Raw genomic sequence first — 15,521 nt, forward strand, 5'->3', positions numbered from 1 at the left:
GTACATCCAGTACGAGGGCATGCACCCGGCACGCCGAGAGCACGCACCGGACGCCGCTCCTTGACGGGCAAACGTTGCCTGCCGCGGCACTAGCCCCTTCACCCCGCTCGACTTCCAGCTGGTCCTGCTGCGCCGCATGGCCGACCACAACCCCGGGCTCGTGGAGGACGCCCGCCATGAACTGGGGGTGTCGATCGCGGACATGCGCGAGGCGAACCGGCGCTGGCAGGCGATGGTCCGCTCCCCGCGCTCCCGGGCGTCCCTGTCCCTCCCCCAAGTTCTCGGCTCCGCTCGAACAGGGGGGACCCCCATCCGCCAGGTGCTGGGCGAGCCGGAGTCCCGTACGCCGCGGCGGATCGGCGATCTCGACTGCGAGGCCTGGCTGTGGCCGGTGCCCCTGTGGCCCTCCTTGCGCTTCGAGGTGCTGACCGCCCCGAACCGCGCGGTGTGGAACGAGTGGCTGGTCCGCGCGCCGGGCGCGAAGGGCCCCGAGCTGCGCACGCTGGACGACCTCACGCCCTGGTCCTGCACGGTCGACGAGGCGGCCCGCGCCTTCGCCCCGGCCCGCCCCCTGGAGGGCACGGCACCGACCCGCTGGGGTCTGGCGTTCACCGCACCCGACGCCGAGGGCGTCAGGCGGGAGGCCGTCGCGGAGTTCACGTGGGGGCTGGTGCAGCGGGTGGCCGTCACCGGCCGTCAGGACTGAGAGATCCCTGCCCCCGGCGTCGTGATCAGGCGGCGGCCAGGACCGCTTCGACCACCCTCGGCACGGAACCCGGGTGGAGCCACAGGAACAGGTTCGGCTCGATCAGTTCCAGTTCCATCACGCACGCCTCGCCGTCCGGCCCGGTGACGAGGTCCACGCGCGCGTACAGCGGCTCCTGATCGCCGGGCACGGCGGCCAGCGCCCGCTCGGCGACGGCCAGTTCGGCGGCGGTCGGCTCCCAGGGCCGGAGGTCGGGGTGGGCTACCTTGTCGGCGTCGTACGGCGTGCCCGGCGCGAGGACGGCGCCCTTGACGCCGGCGTGCAGCAGGCGTCCGCCGAAGAACTGTAGGACCCGCTCGCCGTAAATGTCGATGCCGGTCAGGTAGGGCTGCACCATGACGGTGAACCCCTCGGCGTGCATGCGCTCGACCTGCCGCACGGCGGCGTCCCGCTCCCCGGCCGGGTAGCGGGCGGCGTACCGGGCACCGGCCCCGGAGGCGGGCTTCACGACGTACTCGCGGTCGGCGGGCAGGTCGACGGGGTCACCGGGCGCGAAGTACCGGGTGGGCACGACGGGCACTCCGGCCTCCGCGAGCTGCCCGAGGTAGCGCTTGTCGGCGTTCCACCGCACGATGTCCACCGGGTTGGCGAGCCGTGTCGCCTTCCCGCACCGCTCGGCCCACGCCGTGAACTCCTCGGCGCGCCAGCTGTAGTCCCAGTTGACATCCTCCCCCTCTTAGGGGTCCTTTCACTATGAGCGTCCGATCAGGGCGCGTGGTCTGGTGCCGTGCGTCGCAAGGCGCCGGGAAGCCCTCGTAGCGGAGCTACTAGGGCTTTTCGGCAACGCGGCGAGGTGCGGTGCCAGACCGCGCGACCCGGACGGGCATAGTGAAAGGACCCCTTAAAAGAGGGGGATTCCAACCCAGTTGGGTTGAGGTTCACGGGCGCTCGAACGGCTGGTGGCCGTTGTCGCCCCTCCGGCACCGGCTGAGCACCGGGGGCGGGGGATCCCGCCCTGTCCTGCCGCGACGTTGGTTGCTGCGTTGTTGTCCGCGTTGCAGGTGAAGCCGCAGGATACGCACTCGAAGTCAGCTTGGCTCTTGCGTGACTTCTTCTCGATCCATCCGCAGGCGCTGCACCGCAGGCTGGTGTAGGGGGCGGGAACGTCTTCGACCCGGCCGGGGGCCTTGTGCTCGGTGCGCTGGCGGAGCAGGCCCCAGCCCTGGGCGAGGATCGACCGGTTCAGGCCGGACTTCTGCGCCACGTTCGTGCCGGGCTGCTCCACCGTTCCTCTCGCGGAGCGGGTCATGTTCTGGATGTTCAGCTTCTCGAACCGGACAAGGCCATAAGAGCGGGCGAGCATGGTGCTGGTCTTCTCGCACCAGTCCCTGCGCCGGTTCGCCTCCCGCGCCTTGAGCCTGGCGGCCTTCGCGTACTCGGCCGCCTTCTGGGGGCTGTCCTTCCTCGCTCTGGCCGCCCGCCGCTCATGCTTTCGGACCTGGGCGCGTTCCCTGCCGGTGAGCTGCGGGCAGTTCAGCTTCCGGCCGTCCGAGAGGGCAGCGGTGATCGTGACGCCCCGGTCGATGCCGATCACCTTGCCCGTGCCGGGCGCCGGGATCGGCTCAGGGATGACTGCGAACGCGATGTGCCACTGCCCGTTGCGGAAGGTGACCCGGAACGTCTTCGCCTCGGGCAGCTTCGCGCCCTTGCCCTTGGCGCTGAGACGGAACCGGACCCAGCCGCAGCCGGGCACTTTGACCTGAGCCCACCGCCGGTTGAGCCTGTGCACGACGACCGACCGGCCCATGACCTGCTTGCCGGTCTTCGCGTTCAGTTTCGGCGACCCGTCAGCGTTGCACTCCGGCACACGGCCGGCGCCGATAACCCTGAAGCCCTCGTGCCGGTACTTCCTGCGCCAGGTCGGCTCACCAAACCCGGACGCGAACCTGGCGTTCTTGGCCTTGGCGAAGTCCTTCAGTGCCTGCTGCTGCACGTCCGCGTTCCCCGAGCCCAGCCACTCGTTTGCCTGCCGGGCCTCGGTCAGCTGACGGCACTGCTCCGCGAAACCGGGCGCACTCCTACGCCACCGCCGCCAGTGCGCATGCTGCTCAACGGCAAGGTTCCAGACGTACCGGGCGTGCGCGCAGTGCGTGAGCATCTGCTCGGCCTGCGCGGGCGACGGATACATCCGGAAACGTGACACACCACGAACCTAGCCACCCCGTTCGCCTCCCGCGCACACCTTCGCTCAGCATCACCCGTGAGAGTGACCGGCACTCTTTCACCTTCCAGGACAGCCCCCGACCACAGGACCCCCAACCCGCCGACACCACGAACGGCCCGAAGCCAGCCTCACCGCCGTCTCTCCCAAGACGCCGAATCGCCCTGGCGACGATTCAGCTTCCCCTGCCCGGCAAGCAAGGTGGACGGCGACGGCATCGGCCTCCCGCAGCGCCGCCACCAACACCGGCAGGTCCGGTCCTTGTGCTCCTCGCCGCGGGGGTCGTAGGTGACGACGGCGATGCGCGGGGTGCCGGCCACGGCGACTCCATTCTCGTACGGGCGATCGACTCGATGTCCGTCGCAGGCTAACAATCCCCTCCGGAACCCGTGACAGCCCGTTTGACCTTCACCTTCGGTGAAGCCCCAGCATCGGTGGCGGAACGAGAACGAGCGCGGGGACCGCAGGGGGACGCATGACCATGCTCACGATCGGTGCGTTCGCGAAGGCGTGCCGGCTCTCGCCGAAGGCACTGCGCCTGTACGACGAGCTGGACCTGCTGCGGCCCGCTCGCGTGGATCCGGACACCGGATACCGGTACTACGCGGCGGGGCAGTTGGAGCGGGCCCGGCTGGTGGCGTGGCTGCGGCGGCTGGGTATGCCGCTGGCCGAGATCCACCGGGTGTGTCTCCTGCACGACCGCGATCCGTCGGCCGCCGCCCGCGAGATCCGTGCCTACTGGGCGCGGGTCGAGGCGGAGACGGCGGTCCGGCGGGACCTCGCCGCGTTCCTGGTCGATCACCTGACGACGGACCCCAACGGGCCCGGGAAGGACACCGCCATGCTGGAACTGCGTTACTCCGCCCACTCGGACACCGGCCGCGTGCGCCCCGCCAACCAGGACACCGCCTACGCGGGCACCCGGCTGCTGGCCGTGGCCGACGGCTACGGGCCGGCGGGCGCGCCCGCGAGCAGCGCCGCCGTGGAGGCACTGCGCTTCCTGGACACGGACGAGGTGCCGGCCGGCGGCGTCCTCAATGTCCTGGAGGACGCGGTGCGGGGCGCCGAACAGGCCGTGCGGGACGTCGCCGACGGCTCCGACGACATCGGCACGACCCTGACGGCCCTGCTGTGGACGGGCTCGCGGCTGGCGCTGGTGCACATCGGCGACTCCCGCGCGTATCTGCTGCGCGACGGCGAACTGTTCCGCATCACCCACGACCACACGATGGTGCAGTCGATGGTCGACGAGGGCCGGCTGGCGCCCGAGGAGGCGGTCTCCCACCCCCAGCGCGCGATGCTCCTGAAGGCCCTCACCGGAGGCGGCACCGGCGCGGTCCCGGACCTGCGCCTGCACGACGCTCGCCCCGGCGACCGCTATCTGCTCTGCTCCGACGGCCTGTCGGCCGTCGTCCCCGAGCACCGGGTCCGGGAACTCCTCGTCGCGCCCGCGTCCCCGGACGAGACCGTCCAGGCCCTGGTCGCGGCGGCGAACGCGGCGGGCGGCCCGGACAACGTCAGCTGTGTGGTGGCGGACGTGGTGGGGAGCTGACCGGACGACCCAGAACCCGACCGCCCCCAGGGTCCTGGCTCTCCTCCCCCGGCTCCCAGTCCAGCAGCCGCACCCTCGCCACTGTGCGGACGTGGCGCCGCATGGCCGCGGCGGCCTGCCGGGGCTGCCCGGCGACCGTCGTGGACGTGAGCCCGTTCTCCACGAACGGCGCCCTCGTGCTGGCCGCCGCCCCGGACCTGGACCGCGAGCGTTTGTTCCGGCAGCTGATGGTGTACGGAGGGATTGTGGTGGCGGTCGTACCGGCGGCGGCCTGGCTGGTGATGGTCGTCCCCGGCTGGGGATGACCCGGCCGGGGACGACCGCCCACGGACAACAGCAGGCACCAGCAGGCACCAGCAGGCACCAGCAGGCACCAGCCAAGGAGATGTGACGCGTGATCCCTCTCTTCCCGGCCCTGACCGACAGCCCGGCCGACCGTCCGGCCCTCCGGTTCGGCGAGCGCTCCCTCACCTACGCGCAGCTCGCCACCGCGGCCGGAGCGCTCACGGGCCGCATCGGCGGAGCCACGCGGGTCGCCGTCTGGGCGACGCCCACGATGGAGACGGCCGTCGCCGTGGTCGCCGCGCTGCTGGCCGGAGTCCCGGCCGTGCCGCTCAACCCCAAGTCCGGTGAGAAGGAACTCGGGCACATCCTGTCCGACAGCGCCCCCGAACTCGTGCTCACCGCTCCCGGCGACCTGCTCCCCGCGCCCCTGCGGGACCTCACCCGCGTGGACGTCGACGTACACGCCACCGGCCCGGCCCCCGAGGACCGCGCCGCGGACGAGGACCCGGCCCTGGTCGTCTACACCTCCGGCACCACCGGCCCGCCCAAGGGAGCCGTCATCCCGCGCCGGGCCGTCGCCAGCACCCTGGACGCGCTGGCCGACGCCTGGCAGTGGACCGGCGACGACGTCCTCGTCCACGCACTGCCGCTGTTCCACGTGCACGGCCTGGTCCTGGGCACCCTCGGCCCGCTGCGGCGCGGCGGATCGGTGCGGCACCTGGGCCGCTTCAGCACCCAGGGCGTCGCCCGCGAGCTGAGCGGCGGCGCGACCATGCTGTTCGGCGTGCCGACGATGTACCACCGCATCGCCGAGGCCGTGACGAGCGACCCGGACCTGGTGAAGGCACTGACCGGAGCCCGGCTGCTGGTCTCCGGTTCCGCCGCGCTGCCGGTGCACGACCACGGCCGGATCGCGACCGCGACCGGGCGGCGGGTGATCGAGCGGTACGGCATGACGGAGACGCTGATGAACACCAGCGTCCGTGCCGACGGCGAGGCCCGCCCGGGCACGGTCGGCATGCCGCTGCCGGGCGTGGAGCTGCGGCTGGTCGAGGAGGACGGCTCGGAGGTCACCGCGTACGACGGGGAGACGGTGGGCGAGATCCAGGTGCGCGGGACGAACCTGTTCACCGAGTACCTCAACCGCCCCGACGCGACCGCCGCCGCCTTCACCGCCGACGGCTGGTTCCGCACCGGCGACATGGCGGTGCGCGACCCCGACGGCTACGTCCGGATCGTCGGCCGCAAGGCCACCGACCTGATCAAGAGCGGCGGTTACAAGATCGGGGCCGGTGAGATCGAGAACGCGCTCCTCGAACACCCCGGGGTGCGGGAGGCGGCCGTCACCGGAGAGCCGGACGCCGACCTGGGCGAGCGGATCGTGGCGTGGATCGTGCCGGCGGACCCCCAGGCGCCCCCGGCACTGGAGGAGCTGGCGGACCATGTGGCGCGGCGGCTCGCGCCGCACAAGCGGCCGCGGGTCGTGCACCACCTGGACGCGCTGCCCCGCAACGACATGGGGAAGATCATGAAGCGGGCGCTGGCCCATGGCTGAGCGCCTCTCCGCGCGCGAGGTCGTCACCGCCCTCGCCGATGACGCCACCTTCGCCGAACTCCCCGCCCCGGCACGGCAGTCGCGGCCCGACGGCCCACTCGCCTGGCCGGGCTACGACGACTCCCGCGCCCGGGCCGCCGAACGCACCGGCGAGCAGGAGTCCGTGGTCTGCGGCACCGCCCGCGTCGGCGGCGTCCGGGCCGTGCTGATCGCGTTCGAGTTCGGCTTCCTCGGCGGCTCCCTCGGTCAGCGCACCGGAGACCGGCTGGAGGCTGCGTACGCGTACGCCCGCGAACGGCGCTTCCCGGTCGTGCCCCTGGTGGCGACGGGAGGCAGCCGCATGCAGGAGGGCATGCTCGCGCTGACCCAACTCCAGCGGGTGGCACGCCAGTCGGCGCTCACCCGGCAGGCCGGTCTCGCGCAGGTGGCGGTCCTGCGCGACCCGACGACCGGGGGCGGCTGGGCCACCCTGGGCGCGGGCGCGGACGTGGTGCTCGCGCTGCCCGGGGCCCAGGTGGGCTTCGCCGGGTCCCGGGTGCGGCCCTCGGACGCGGACCCGGCGGCGTACACGGCGGAGGCGCAGGTCGCGGCCGGCGCGGCGGACGCGGTCGTACGGCCTCAGGAGCTGCGCGAGATGCTCGGACTCTGGCTGCGGCTGCTGACCCGCCCGTCCACCACGCCCGCGCCGCCGCCCGAACCGCTCGGCGAGTGCGCGGTCCTGCCCGTCACCGGCTGGGACGCCGTCCGCCGGGCCCGTTCCCCGCAGCGCCCGCGCGCCGACGCCTACTTGGACGCCTACTTCACCGAGAGGACGGAGATCAGCGGCGACCGCTGCGGCGGCACCGACCCGGACGGCATGCTGTGCGGCTTCGGCACGCACGAGGGCCGTACGGTCGCGTACGCCGCGCAGACCGGGACCGCGACCCGCCCCGCCGGATACCGCACCGCCGCCCGGCTGATCCGCCTCGCGGACCGGCTCGGCGTCCCGGTGCTGACCCTCGTGGACACCCCGGGTGCGGCCAACGACGCGGAGGCGGAGCGGCAGGGCGCGGGCGCGGCCATCGCCGACCTGTTCGGCGCGATCGCGAGCGCCCGCACCCCGGTGACCACGCTGGTGATCGGCGAGGGGGGCTCGGGCGGCGCCCTGGCCCTGGCCGCCCCCGGCAACACCTGGGCCACACCCGACAGCTACTTCTCGGTGATCGCGCCGGAACTGGCCGCGGCCATCCTCAAACGGCCCCCGCGCGAGGTCGAGTCGACGGCGGACCAACTCCGCATCCGGCCGCAGGACCTGGTGGAGCTGGGGGTGATCCGGGGGACGGTCGGTGGGTGAGTTCCGCGAATGCCCTCGGCGTCCTCACGTACCTTCCGTCACCATATGGCTGCCCAGCGCAATCGGACGACGGGGTGTCGTGGACGGGTTTGGTCGAGTTCAAGACCGGTGACGGGGCCGTGGTCGCGGTCGAGGCGGTGGAGGAGCGGTCCGGCTCGCGCCTGGTCTCCCGTGGCGACGGCACGGACACCCCCGTCGCCGTCCGCCGCGGCCGGGTCCGCTGCCGGGCCTTTCCGTTCGTCGTGCTGACCAGCAACGGGGAGCGCGAGTTCCCGCCCGCCTTCCTGCACCGCTGCGTGCGGCTGAGGCTGCGCCGCCCCGGCGACCCGCAACTCCGCGTCCCTGGTGCGCACCCTGCACGCCTGAGGGCGCCGCGTCTGCGCATCACGGACGTCTGCGCCGAGGCCGTACCCCGCTGTCTGCGGCCCTGCGGCGCCCTGCCCCTGGCCGGCGTCCACGGACGCGGCGAGGACCTCGCGCCGCTCACCCCGCACCCGGACTGCGTGCTGCGCGCCCTCGACGCCTGCGAGGGATCGGCCGCGACAGGCCTGGTCGTCGGTTCCACGGTCGCCGAGCTCGCCGCCGCCCAGCGGGCCGGGCTGCGTTTCGTCGGCCTCGCCCGGAACACCACCACCGGCCGGCAGCTGCGCGACGCCGGCCGCGAGACGACCGTGACCTCCCTCGCGCCCCTGCTGGAGGCCGCGTACTCCCTGTGACCTAGTGCCGCGGCAGGCAACGTTTGCCCGTCAAGGAGCGGCGTCCGGTGCGTGCTCTCGGCGTGCCGGGTGCATGCCCTCGTACTGGATGTACTTGGGTTTGTGCCCGGTGCGGCGAGAGTGCGTGCCGGGCGTCGCGACGGGGCGAACGTTGCCTGCTGCGGCACTAGAACGGCGAACCCCCCGTTCGGCGGCGCCCCGCCCGGCCCCCCAGGAAAGGCGGCCCGGCCCCCTGCCGCGCACGATGCGAAAGAGGCCCGCCATCCCGGCGGACCCACGTCTGCGAGGCCCGCCACCTGGCGGCCCCCCACGGTCTGTGCTCTCGGGAGGACCTGCCATGACCGCCAGTCTGGAGCAGTTGCGCCGCTGCCACTTCGCCGTCGACCTGGGGGCGGCCCGCACACGCGTCTACGTCAAGGGCGCCGGGCTCGTCGTCGACCAGCCGTCGGCCGCCGCCGTGAACACCCGCACCGGCGCGCTGATCGCGGTCGGCGAGCTCGCCGAGAAGATGACGGGCCGCACCCCGCACTACATCCGGGTGGTCCGGCCGGTCTCCGGCGGGACCGTCGTCGACATCGAGATGGCGCAGCGCATGCTGCGGCACCTGCTCGGCGACAAGATGCGCCGCAGCCTGCGCCGCAAGCCGATCCTGCGCGCCGCCGCCTGCACCCCGCACGACGCCGACCCGCTGGCCCAGCGCGCCGCGATCGAGACGCTCGTCGGCCTCGGTGCGCGCCGCGTGGAGCTGGTCGACACGCTCATCGCCGCCGCCGTCGGCTGCGGGCTGCCCATGGAGCAGCCCGAGGCGACCATGATCATGGTGTGCGGGGCGGCGGCCACTCAGGTGGCCGTGCTGTCGCTCGGCTCGATCGTCACCGCCGAGCGCATCCCGGTGGGCGGCGAGGCCGTCGACCAGGCGATCGTGCAGCACCTGCGCCACGAGCACGAGCTGATGCTGCCGAGCCAGTCGGTACGGCCGCTGCAGCTGGCCCTGTCCGGCAACGGCCTCACCGCGCAGGGCCCGGCCTCCACGGAGATCCACGGCCGGGACGTCGCCACCGGCCTGGCCCGCTCCGTCCAGGTCGACACCGCGGCCGTCCGGGACGCCATCCAGACGCCGCTCACCGCGGTCCTCGACGGCATCGGCAAGGTACTGCGGTCCTGCCCGCCCGACCTGGTCGCCGATCTCGGCGACCGGGGGATCATGATGGTCGGCGGCAGCGCCCTGCTGCCGGGCCTGGACCAGATGCTGCGTCAGGCGACGGGCATGCCGGTGCACATCGCCGAGCGCCCGGACGTGTGCGCCGTGCAGGGTCTCGGCGCGATGCTGGAGGGCCGGATCGCGCCGCTGGCGCTGGACCCGCTGAGCACCTGAGCGTCAGGCGCCGGTCAGCGGGCGAACCAGCAGCGCACGGTCGTCCCGGTGTCGCTCCGGTGCACCCGCACCAGGTCGGCGATCAGGTTGACCAGCAGGACCCCGCGCCCGCCGCGCTGTTCGCGGGGCACGGGCCGGCGTCCGGCCAGGATGTCCGCGAGCTGTCCCTCGTCGCGGACCTCGCACACCACGTACCCGTCCTCGGCCCACACCCGCAGGACGCCCGAACCACCGCCGTGCACCACGCTGTTGGTGGTGAGTTCGGCCGTGGCGAGGGCCAGGTCGTCCAGCTTCACGCCGGTCAGGCCGAGCCGCGCGCCCTCCCCGACGGCCACGTGCCGGGCGTGGGAGAGCGAGTCGGAGACGAAGGAGAACGTCAGCGCGTCCTGCACCGGCGCCAGCGGCTCGTTGTAGCGGCTGACGACCTCCTCGGGGGCGTACGCGTCGTTGTCGCGCGCCGTGCGGGAGCCGGGGTGGATGACGGCGGGGTGGGTGGCGTACGCGTCGGCGACCATGTGCTCGGGCAGCCGCGCCACGTCGTACGGGCACATGATCGTCGCCGTACGCCCCCGGAAGGCGGCGTTGATGAGCGCCTCGTGCTGGGCGCAGGCCGGGTACTCGGTGTCGGAGCGGCCCGGCCAGACGGGCTCGCCGATGATCCGCACCCGGCGGTCGGCGGGCTGGGCGTCGGCGAAGGCGCGCAGCACGCCGGGGATGATCCGCCCGGGGTTGCGTCCGGCCTCGCGCATGTCCAGCAGCCGCACGGCTCCGGCGGCGTCTCCCAGGGCGTCCTTGATCAGGGCGAGGTTCTTGCCGGGCACGGCGACGGCGACCGGCTCACCGGCGTCCAGGCCGTCGTGCACGAACGGCAGGGTGCCGTCGAGGTACTCCTGCTCGTCCCGGTAGAAGAGCGCGGGGTGGGCGAAGGGGTCGAGCGGCCCGAAGGCCTCGGTGACGGCAGCGGTCATGACGTCGACACCTCGATTCCCCTCTGGCCCGGCCACAGCAGGTCCAGCATGCGCCGCAGGGCGGGCGGCGGCCTGCGCACCACGAACCGCCGGCCGTCCCGGAGCCGCCCGGCGGCGGCCGCGAGCGCGCCGACGCCCGCGACGTCGACGAACGTCACGCCGGACAGCTCCAGGTGGTACACGTCATCGTCCTCGCGAACAGCCTGTTCCAGTACGCCTTCCCAGATCGCGCGGGTCGTCAGGCCGACCTCGCCGGCCGCCCGGACGCCATGCTGCCCGGCCAGCGGGAACACCGCGAGGCCCGGCACCGGGCCTCGCGGGCCGGTCTCCGACAGCTGATGCCGAGTGTTCAAGGCCCTCTCCCGATGCTTCTGGACCCACTGCGCTCGTACCCGTACGACGAGAGCTCATTCCCCCGAAGGGTGTGTAGTACGCCGTACGGCGGGCAGGCGCACCTCACACCGACGTCCACGGGGGGCGAGTGACGTCGCGCAGTCCGGCGAGCGAGACGAACACGACCGACGAGGACCGACAAGGCGGTGACATGACCTCAGCGGCATCACCACATCTCACGGGAGGGCTGGACACCCTGGTCATCTGTGGCCGCGTCGACGCGGACCGCGCCGAGCTCACCCCGCGGGGTGAGCTCGTTCACGGCTGCGCGGACATCCTGGCCCGGACCCTGGCCGGTCTGCCGGCCACCGTCACCCGGGTCGACCTGGACATGGCGGGCGTGCACTTCATGGACACGGCCGGTCTGCAGTTCCTGGACGTGCTGGCCGACCACGGCCGGCGGCGGTCCCTGACGGTGACGGCGACGAACTGGAACGGCCAGCCGCGCCGGATCCTGGAGCTGGCGGGACTCGACACGACGGACCCGCTGACCGGCCTGGCCGTCACGGGCCCGATTCCCGCCGGGCCGCCGACCGCTCCCGCCTCCTCGGCGGTCGCCCTGGAACGCGCGGAGTGCCTGCACGTGTTGCAGGAGGAGGTCGAGCAGCTCCGCCAGGCCATCGCCTCCCGCCCGGTCATCGACCAGGCCCGGGGCATCCTCATGGCCACGCACGGCTGCACGTCCGACGAGGCGTGGCACATCCTGCGGGAGACGTCCCAGCTGTCGAACACCAAGCTGCGCGATGTCGCGGCGGCGGTGACGGCGAGCGCGGAAGCGGGCGGGCCCCCGCCGTCGCCCGAACTGCGCGCCGCGCTGCAGCGGGCTGTCGCGCGGCGCCGCCGGGGCTGAACGGACAAGGCCACATGGAGGCGGTACGACGGGGCACCCGTACCTCCCCAACCAGTCAAGGGAGTTACTCGTGATCATCGCGGTCGTCATCGCCGGGTGCGTCGTCCTGGCCCTGCTCGCCTTCCTCGTCCCCCGTCTCTCGCGCCACCCCGAGCGCGGGACCCAGCGTTCGCTCGGCGCGGGTGCCCGCGCCGGCAGCAAGGCCCCCGGCGTCCTGGGCAGGCTCTTCAGCAAGCCCTTCCACACGAGCTCCCGCGCGGTGAGCCGCAGCGGCTCGGCCGGTCGCCGCACGCGTGGTCGTATGCCCTTCTGACGTACCGCCCGGCATGCTGGTCCGGTACAGCAGGGCAGGCAGAAGGGGACCTTCTCGATGGGCACCGCAGTACATGTCCCGCAGACGCGGGACATGATCGGGGAGGAACTCTCCGGAGACGAGGCGTTCACCGCGCTGCGGCGCTACGGGGGCCGCCGGCTGCTCGTCGACGCGTTCACCCGGTTCCGCTACGCCGACGGTTTCAGCAACTCCCGCTCCCTCGCCTTCCAGGTGGTACTCGGGATGGTGCCGTTCACCATCGCCCTGGTCGGCGTGGCCACCACCGTGCACACCGAGAGCGTGGGGCGGGTCATCGAACTCACCCTCGGCCGGATCGTGCCCGGCGCCAGCGCGGAGCTGATCGAGGACGCCCTCGACGGCACCGAGCGCAGCGCCGGTTCCGGCGCCTGGGGCGCCGTCGCCATGTGGACGGGCCTGGCCTTCGCCGTACTCAACCTGGCCTCGGCGATGGCCCAGGTCGAGCGGGGCGCCAACCGCATCTACGGCATCGAGCGCGACCGGCCCTTCCTGGCCAAGTACGGCCGTGCCCTGCTCCTCGCCCTCGCCGCGGGCATGCCGATGGTGCTGGGGTTCCTCGTACTCGTCGCCGGCGACGCCGTCGGCAGTGCGGTGGTGGAGGCCTACGGCTGGTCCCGCACCTGGCTCGACTGGTGGGGCGCCCTCGACCTGCCCCTGGGCGTGGTGCTCGCCTGGGTCGCCTCGTCGGCGATCTTCCGCTGGGCGCCCCGCCGGGACCAACCGGGCTACACCTGGCTGGCGTTCGGCTCGGCGGTCCATCTGGTGCTGTGGATCGCGGCTACCTGGCTGCTGGCCCTCTACGTCGCCGAGAGCGGTTCCTTCGGCGAGGTGTACGGGCCGCTGACGGCGTTCGTCGCCCTGCTGCTGTGGGCCAACCTGACCGGGGTGGTCCTTTTCCTCGGCATCGCCTTCGCCGCACAGCTGGAGGCGGCCCGGGCCGGCATCACCGAGGCGGTGCGCCCGGACCCGGGGCCGGGCCCGTGACGACCCCCGCTGACGCGCGCCCGGCCCCTGTGCTCACCGCGCAGAACCAGGACGTATCGTCCTCGGTGTGAGCGACGTGCCCCCCGCGACCACAGCACCGGCAGACCTCGAAGCGACCTCCGCGCCCCCCGGACCGGCCGGCCCCCCGGTGTCCGGCGACGACCCGGCCCTGCGGGCGGCCTACCGACTGTGCCGGCGCCGGACGAAGGACGAGGACCCGGCGGAGTACGCGCTGATCCAGCTGGTGCCCGCGGCCCTGCGCCCGGCGCTGCACGCCCTGTGGGCGGCCGCCAACGCCCTGGACGACCTGGGCGACGACCGCACCGCGCCCGCCGCCGAGCGGGCCGCCCGGGTCGGGGCCTGGATCAGCGCCCTGCACCGCGAACTGCCCACCGGATCGAGCCCGGACCCGGTCCGCCGCGCCCTGGTGGACACCGCGAACCGCTGGCGCCTGGACGTGTCCGAGCTGCGGGACGCCATGGCCCAGGTCCGGGACGACACCGGTGGCAGGCACTTCACCGACTGGGCCGAGTGGCGCACCTGGGGCCGGGACAACCTCCTGCCCTGGTTCGGCCTGGTCCGCACGGTCTTCGACCGGGCCGGAGTCCCCGTCGCCCTGCGTCTGGACACCCGGGAGACCTACGAGGAGTTCCTCGACGGCGTCCGGCTCACCGACATCCTCACCGACCTGGCCGCCGACCTCCCCCAGGGCGACCTCCTGCTGCCCGCCGAGGCCCTCGACCTCCACCCCGGGTCGGCGGCCGACCTGACGCGGCGCCGCTGGAGTCCCGCCGTCGCCGCCCTGGTCACGCATCTGACCGGGCTGGCCCGCCAGTGGGTGAGCCACGAGTCGCTCACCCGCGGCATGCACCCCGGCCCCGCCACGGTCCTGCACACGATGGCCGCCCTGCTGCGCGCCCAGCTCGACGCGATCGACGCCGCGGGTCCGGCCCTGCTCCGTTCCCCGCCCCGGCCCGCGCTGCGCACCCGGGCCCGCATCCTCGCCCCCGCCCGGACCCGTGCGGCCCTGGCCTGGAGCCTGACCCCGCTGACCGTGCCGCCGCCGCAACGCCCCGGCGCCCACCGGCCACCGGCACCGGCCCGGCCGGCATCCGCCCCCGGCACCTTCCGGCTGCCGCCGCCCCACCCGAGCGGCGCGCGGCCCCCCGAGATCCCGCCCGGCGATCTGCCCGCCCACGTCGCCGTGATCATGGACGGCAACGGCCGCTGGGCCCAGCAGCGCGGTCTGCCCCGGCACGAGGGCCACCGCGCCGGTGCCACCGCGGTCCGCGAGGTGGTGCACGGCGCCCTGGACGTCGGCCTGCGCCATCTGACGCTCTACACCTTCTCCACCGAGAACTGGCACCGGGACCCGGAGGAGGTCGACGCGATCCTCGACCTGCTGCACCGCGAACTGGCCGAGAACCCCTTCCGTGACCTCGACGTCCGGCTGCGCTGGCACGGCCGCGCCGGCCGCCTGCCCCCCGACCTGGTCGACCTGCTCCACCTGAGGGAGCGCACCACGCGCGCCCGTACCGGCCTGACCCTGACCATGTGCATCGACTACGGCGGCCGGGACGAGCTCACCCGCACGGCCGCCGCCCTGGCCCGCCGGGCCCGCGAGGGCAGCCTGGAGCCCGGCCTGATCGCCGAGGACGACTTCGCGCGGCACCTGCCCCTGGCGGACATGCCGGACGTGGACCTGCTCTGGCGCACGGGCGGCGAACAGCGCGTCTCCAACTTCCTGCCGTGGCACGCGGCCTACGCGGAGCTGCACTTCACACCCGGCCTCTGGCCCGACACCGACCGCCGCGACCTCTGGCAGGCGCTCACCGCGTACACCCACCGCCAGCGCCACCACGGCGCGACCCCGGCCACGTCCCCCACCGACGGACCGTCAGCAGCCCACTGCTCGACGGCCCCTGCGGCGGGGCCGGGCGGGTGAACCGGTGAGCCGCTCGGGTGCGGCGCCGCCCTTCTCGCACTCCTGCGAGCAGAAACGGTTCTGCGCATGTAGCGCGTGGTGGGGCGGGTGGGACTCGAACCCCCGGCCGACGGATCATGAGTCCTTTTCTGATCTTCCGATCCGCCCCCGCTGTTGCCTCGGTCTTCCTACAGCAGCAGGTCAGAGGCACTTTGCCGTTCTCTCCGCGTCGGCCTTCCTGATCTTTCCGGGTCCTTCCGTCCGCTGCGTGTCCCCTGGCGGTCCTGGGAGCCTCCCCGTGGGAGGA

General features: G+C 73.6%; 12 protein-coding genes and 3 pseudogenes. 10 read left to right on the forward strand and 5 right to left on the reverse strand.

Annotated elements, in window-relative coordinates; all coding sequences use genetic code 11:
- The first annotated feature begins 136 nt into the window (after positions 1 to 136).
- Entirely contained in the window at positions 137 to 706 is a 570-nt protein-coding gene (locus tag HDC93_RS25945) for a hypothetical protein (RefSeq protein ID WP_260419770.1), read from the forward strand.
- 25 nt (positions 707 to 731) lie between these two features.
- On the opposite strand, the pseudogene HDC93_RS25950 reads toward HDC93_RS25945, so the two are convergent.
- Together HDC93_RS25950 and HDC93_RS25955 are read right to left on the reverse strand one after the other, a co-directional pair.
- Positions 732 to 1,424, reverse strand: a pseudogene (locus HDC93_RS25950) (RimK family alpha-L-glutamate ligase); the annotation flags it as partial.
- A 183-nt stretch (positions 1,425 to 1,607) separates the two neighbouring features.
- Positions 1,608 to 2,909, reverse strand: a complete 1,302-nt coding sequence (locus HDC93_RS25955) for a transposase (RefSeq protein WP_311774620.1) — start codon at positions 2,907 to 2,909, stop codon at positions 1,608 to 1,610.
- A gap of 493 nt (positions 2,910 to 3,402) precedes the next feature.
- On the opposite strand from HDC93_RS25955, the gene HDC93_RS25960 reads away from it, so the two are divergent.
- Positions 3,403 to 4,479, forward strand: coding sequence for a MerR family transcriptional regulator (locus HDC93_RS25960; RefSeq protein ID WP_185013240.1), 1,077 nt, complete (start codon positions 3,403 to 3,405; stop codon positions 4,477 to 4,479).
- Between the two features lie 40 nt (positions 4,480 to 4,519).
- On the opposite strand, the pseudogene HDC93_RS39400 reads toward HDC93_RS25960, so the two are convergent.
- A pseudogene (locus HDC93_RS39400) lies at positions 4,520 to 4,612 on the reverse strand (GntR family transcriptional regulator); the annotation flags it as partial.
- Between the two features lie 261 nt (positions 4,613 to 4,873).
- Between HDC93_RS39400 and HDC93_RS25970 the strand changes: the two are divergent.
- The 4 genes and pseudogenes from HDC93_RS25970 (at position 4,874) to HDC93_RS25985 (ending at position 9,743) form a co-directional block, all read left to right on the forward strand.
- Complete coding sequence (locus HDC93_RS25970; protein WP_185013241.1) at positions 4,874 to 6,319, forward strand: acyl-CoA synthetase; 1,446 nt, start codon at positions 4,874 to 4,876, stop codon at positions 6,317 to 6,319.
- Positions 6,312 to 7,652, forward strand: a complete 1,341-nt coding sequence (locus HDC93_RS25975) for a carboxyl transferase domain-containing protein (RefSeq protein WP_185013242.1) — start codon at positions 6,312 to 6,314, stop codon at positions 7,650 to 7,652. The genes HDC93_RS25970 and HDC93_RS25975 overlap by 8 nt, the downstream gene beginning before the upstream one ends.
- Before the next feature lie 176 nt (positions 7,653 to 7,828).
- A pseudogene (locus HDC93_RS25980) lies at positions 7,829 to 7,987 on the forward strand (MoxR family ATPase); the annotation flags it as partial.
- A gap of 718 nt (positions 7,988 to 8,705) precedes the next feature.
- On the forward strand, positions 8,706 to 9,743 hold the full coding sequence (locus tag HDC93_RS25985; protein ID WP_185013243.1) for a rod shape-determining protein: 1,038 nt from the start codon (positions 8,706 to 8,708) through the stop codon (positions 9,741 to 9,743).
- A 14-nt stretch (positions 9,744 to 9,757) separates the two neighbouring features.
- Here the strand turns inward: HDC93_RS25985 and HDC93_RS25990 are convergent, their stop codons facing one another.
- Both HDC93_RS25990 and HDC93_RS25995 read right to left on the reverse strand, forming a co-directional pair.
- Positions 9,758 to 10,711, reverse strand: coding sequence for an anti-sigma factor RsbA family regulatory protein (locus tag HDC93_RS25990; RefSeq protein ID WP_185013244.1), 954 nt, complete (start codon positions 10,709 to 10,711; stop codon positions 9,758 to 9,760).
- Positions 10,708 to 11,064 (reverse strand): STAS domain-containing protein, encoded by a 357-nt coding sequence (locus tag HDC93_RS25995; RefSeq protein WP_185013245.1) that lies wholly within the window; start codon positions 11,062 to 11,064, stop codon positions 10,708 to 10,710. The genes HDC93_RS25990 and HDC93_RS25995 overlap by 4 nt, the downstream gene beginning before the upstream one ends.
- A gap of 191 nt (positions 11,065 to 11,255) precedes the next feature.
- Between HDC93_RS25995 and HDC93_RS26000 the strand changes: the two genes are divergently transcribed.
- The 4 genes from HDC93_RS26000 (at position 11,256) to uppS (ending at position 15,235) form a co-directional block, all read left to right on the forward strand.
- The gene (locus tag HDC93_RS26000) at positions 11,256 to 11,954 is read left to right on the forward strand and encodes an ANTAR domain-containing response regulator (RefSeq protein ID WP_185013246.1); all 699 of its coding nucleotides are present in this window, start codon (positions 11,256 to 11,258) and stop codon (positions 11,952 to 11,954) included.
- 70 nt (positions 11,955 to 12,024) lie between these two features.
- The gene (locus HDC93_RS26005) at positions 12,025 to 12,267 is read left to right on the forward strand and encodes a DUF6411 family protein (RefSeq protein WP_185013247.1); all 243 of its coding nucleotides are present in this window, start codon (positions 12,025 to 12,027) and stop codon (positions 12,265 to 12,267) included.
- Positions 12,268 to 12,324: 57 nt separating this feature from the next.
- A complete protein-coding gene (locus tag HDC93_RS26010; RefSeq protein ID WP_185013248.1) occupies positions 12,325 to 13,290 on the forward strand; it encodes a YihY/virulence factor BrkB family protein in 966 nt (321 codons plus the stop codon).
- Positions 13,291 to 13,366: 76 nt separating this feature from the next.
- Positions 13,367 to 15,235, forward strand: a complete 1,869-nt coding sequence (gene uppS, locus HDC93_RS26015; protein ID WP_185013381.1) for a polyprenyl diphosphate synthase — start codon at positions 13,367 to 13,369, stop codon at positions 15,233 to 15,235.
- Positions 15,236 to 15,521 lie beyond the last annotated feature (286 nt).

This window comes from Streptomyces sp. AK010, assembly GCF_014207295.1.
Taxonomy (GTDB): domain Bacteria; phylum Actinomycetota; class Actinomycetes; order Streptomycetales; family Streptomycetaceae; genus Streptomyces; species Streptomyces massasporeus.

Bases quoted from the DNA above. Each gene is read 5' to 3' on its own strand.
- HDC93_RS26010 (WP_185013248.1), top strand. From the start codon at position 12,325: ATGGGCACCGCAGTACATGTCCCGCAGACGCGGGACATGATCGGGGAG.
- HDC93_RS25960 (WP_185013240.1), top strand. From the start codon at position 3,403: ATGACCATGCTCACGATCGGTGCGTTCGCGAAGGCGTGCCGGCTCTCG.
- HDC93_RS25990 (WP_185013244.1), bottom strand. From the start codon at position 10,711: ATGACCGCTGCCGTCACCGAGGCCTTCGGGCCGCTCGACCCCTTCGCC.
- HDC93_RS26000 (WP_185013246.1), top strand. From the start codon at position 11,256: ATGACCTCAGCGGCATCACCACATCTCACGGGAGGGCTGGACACCCTG.
- HDC93_RS25985 (WP_185013243.1), top strand. From the start codon at position 8,706: ATGACCGCCAGTCTGGAGCAGTTGCGCCGCTGCCACTTCGCCGTCGAC.
- HDC93_RS25975 (WP_185013242.1), top strand. From the start codon at position 6,312: ATGGCTGAGCGCCTCTCCGCGCGCGAGGTCGTCACCGCCCTCGCCGAT.
- HDC93_RS25945 (WP_260419770.1), top strand. From the start codon at position 137: ATGGCCGACCACAACCCCGGGCTCGTGGAGGACGCCCGCCATGAACTG.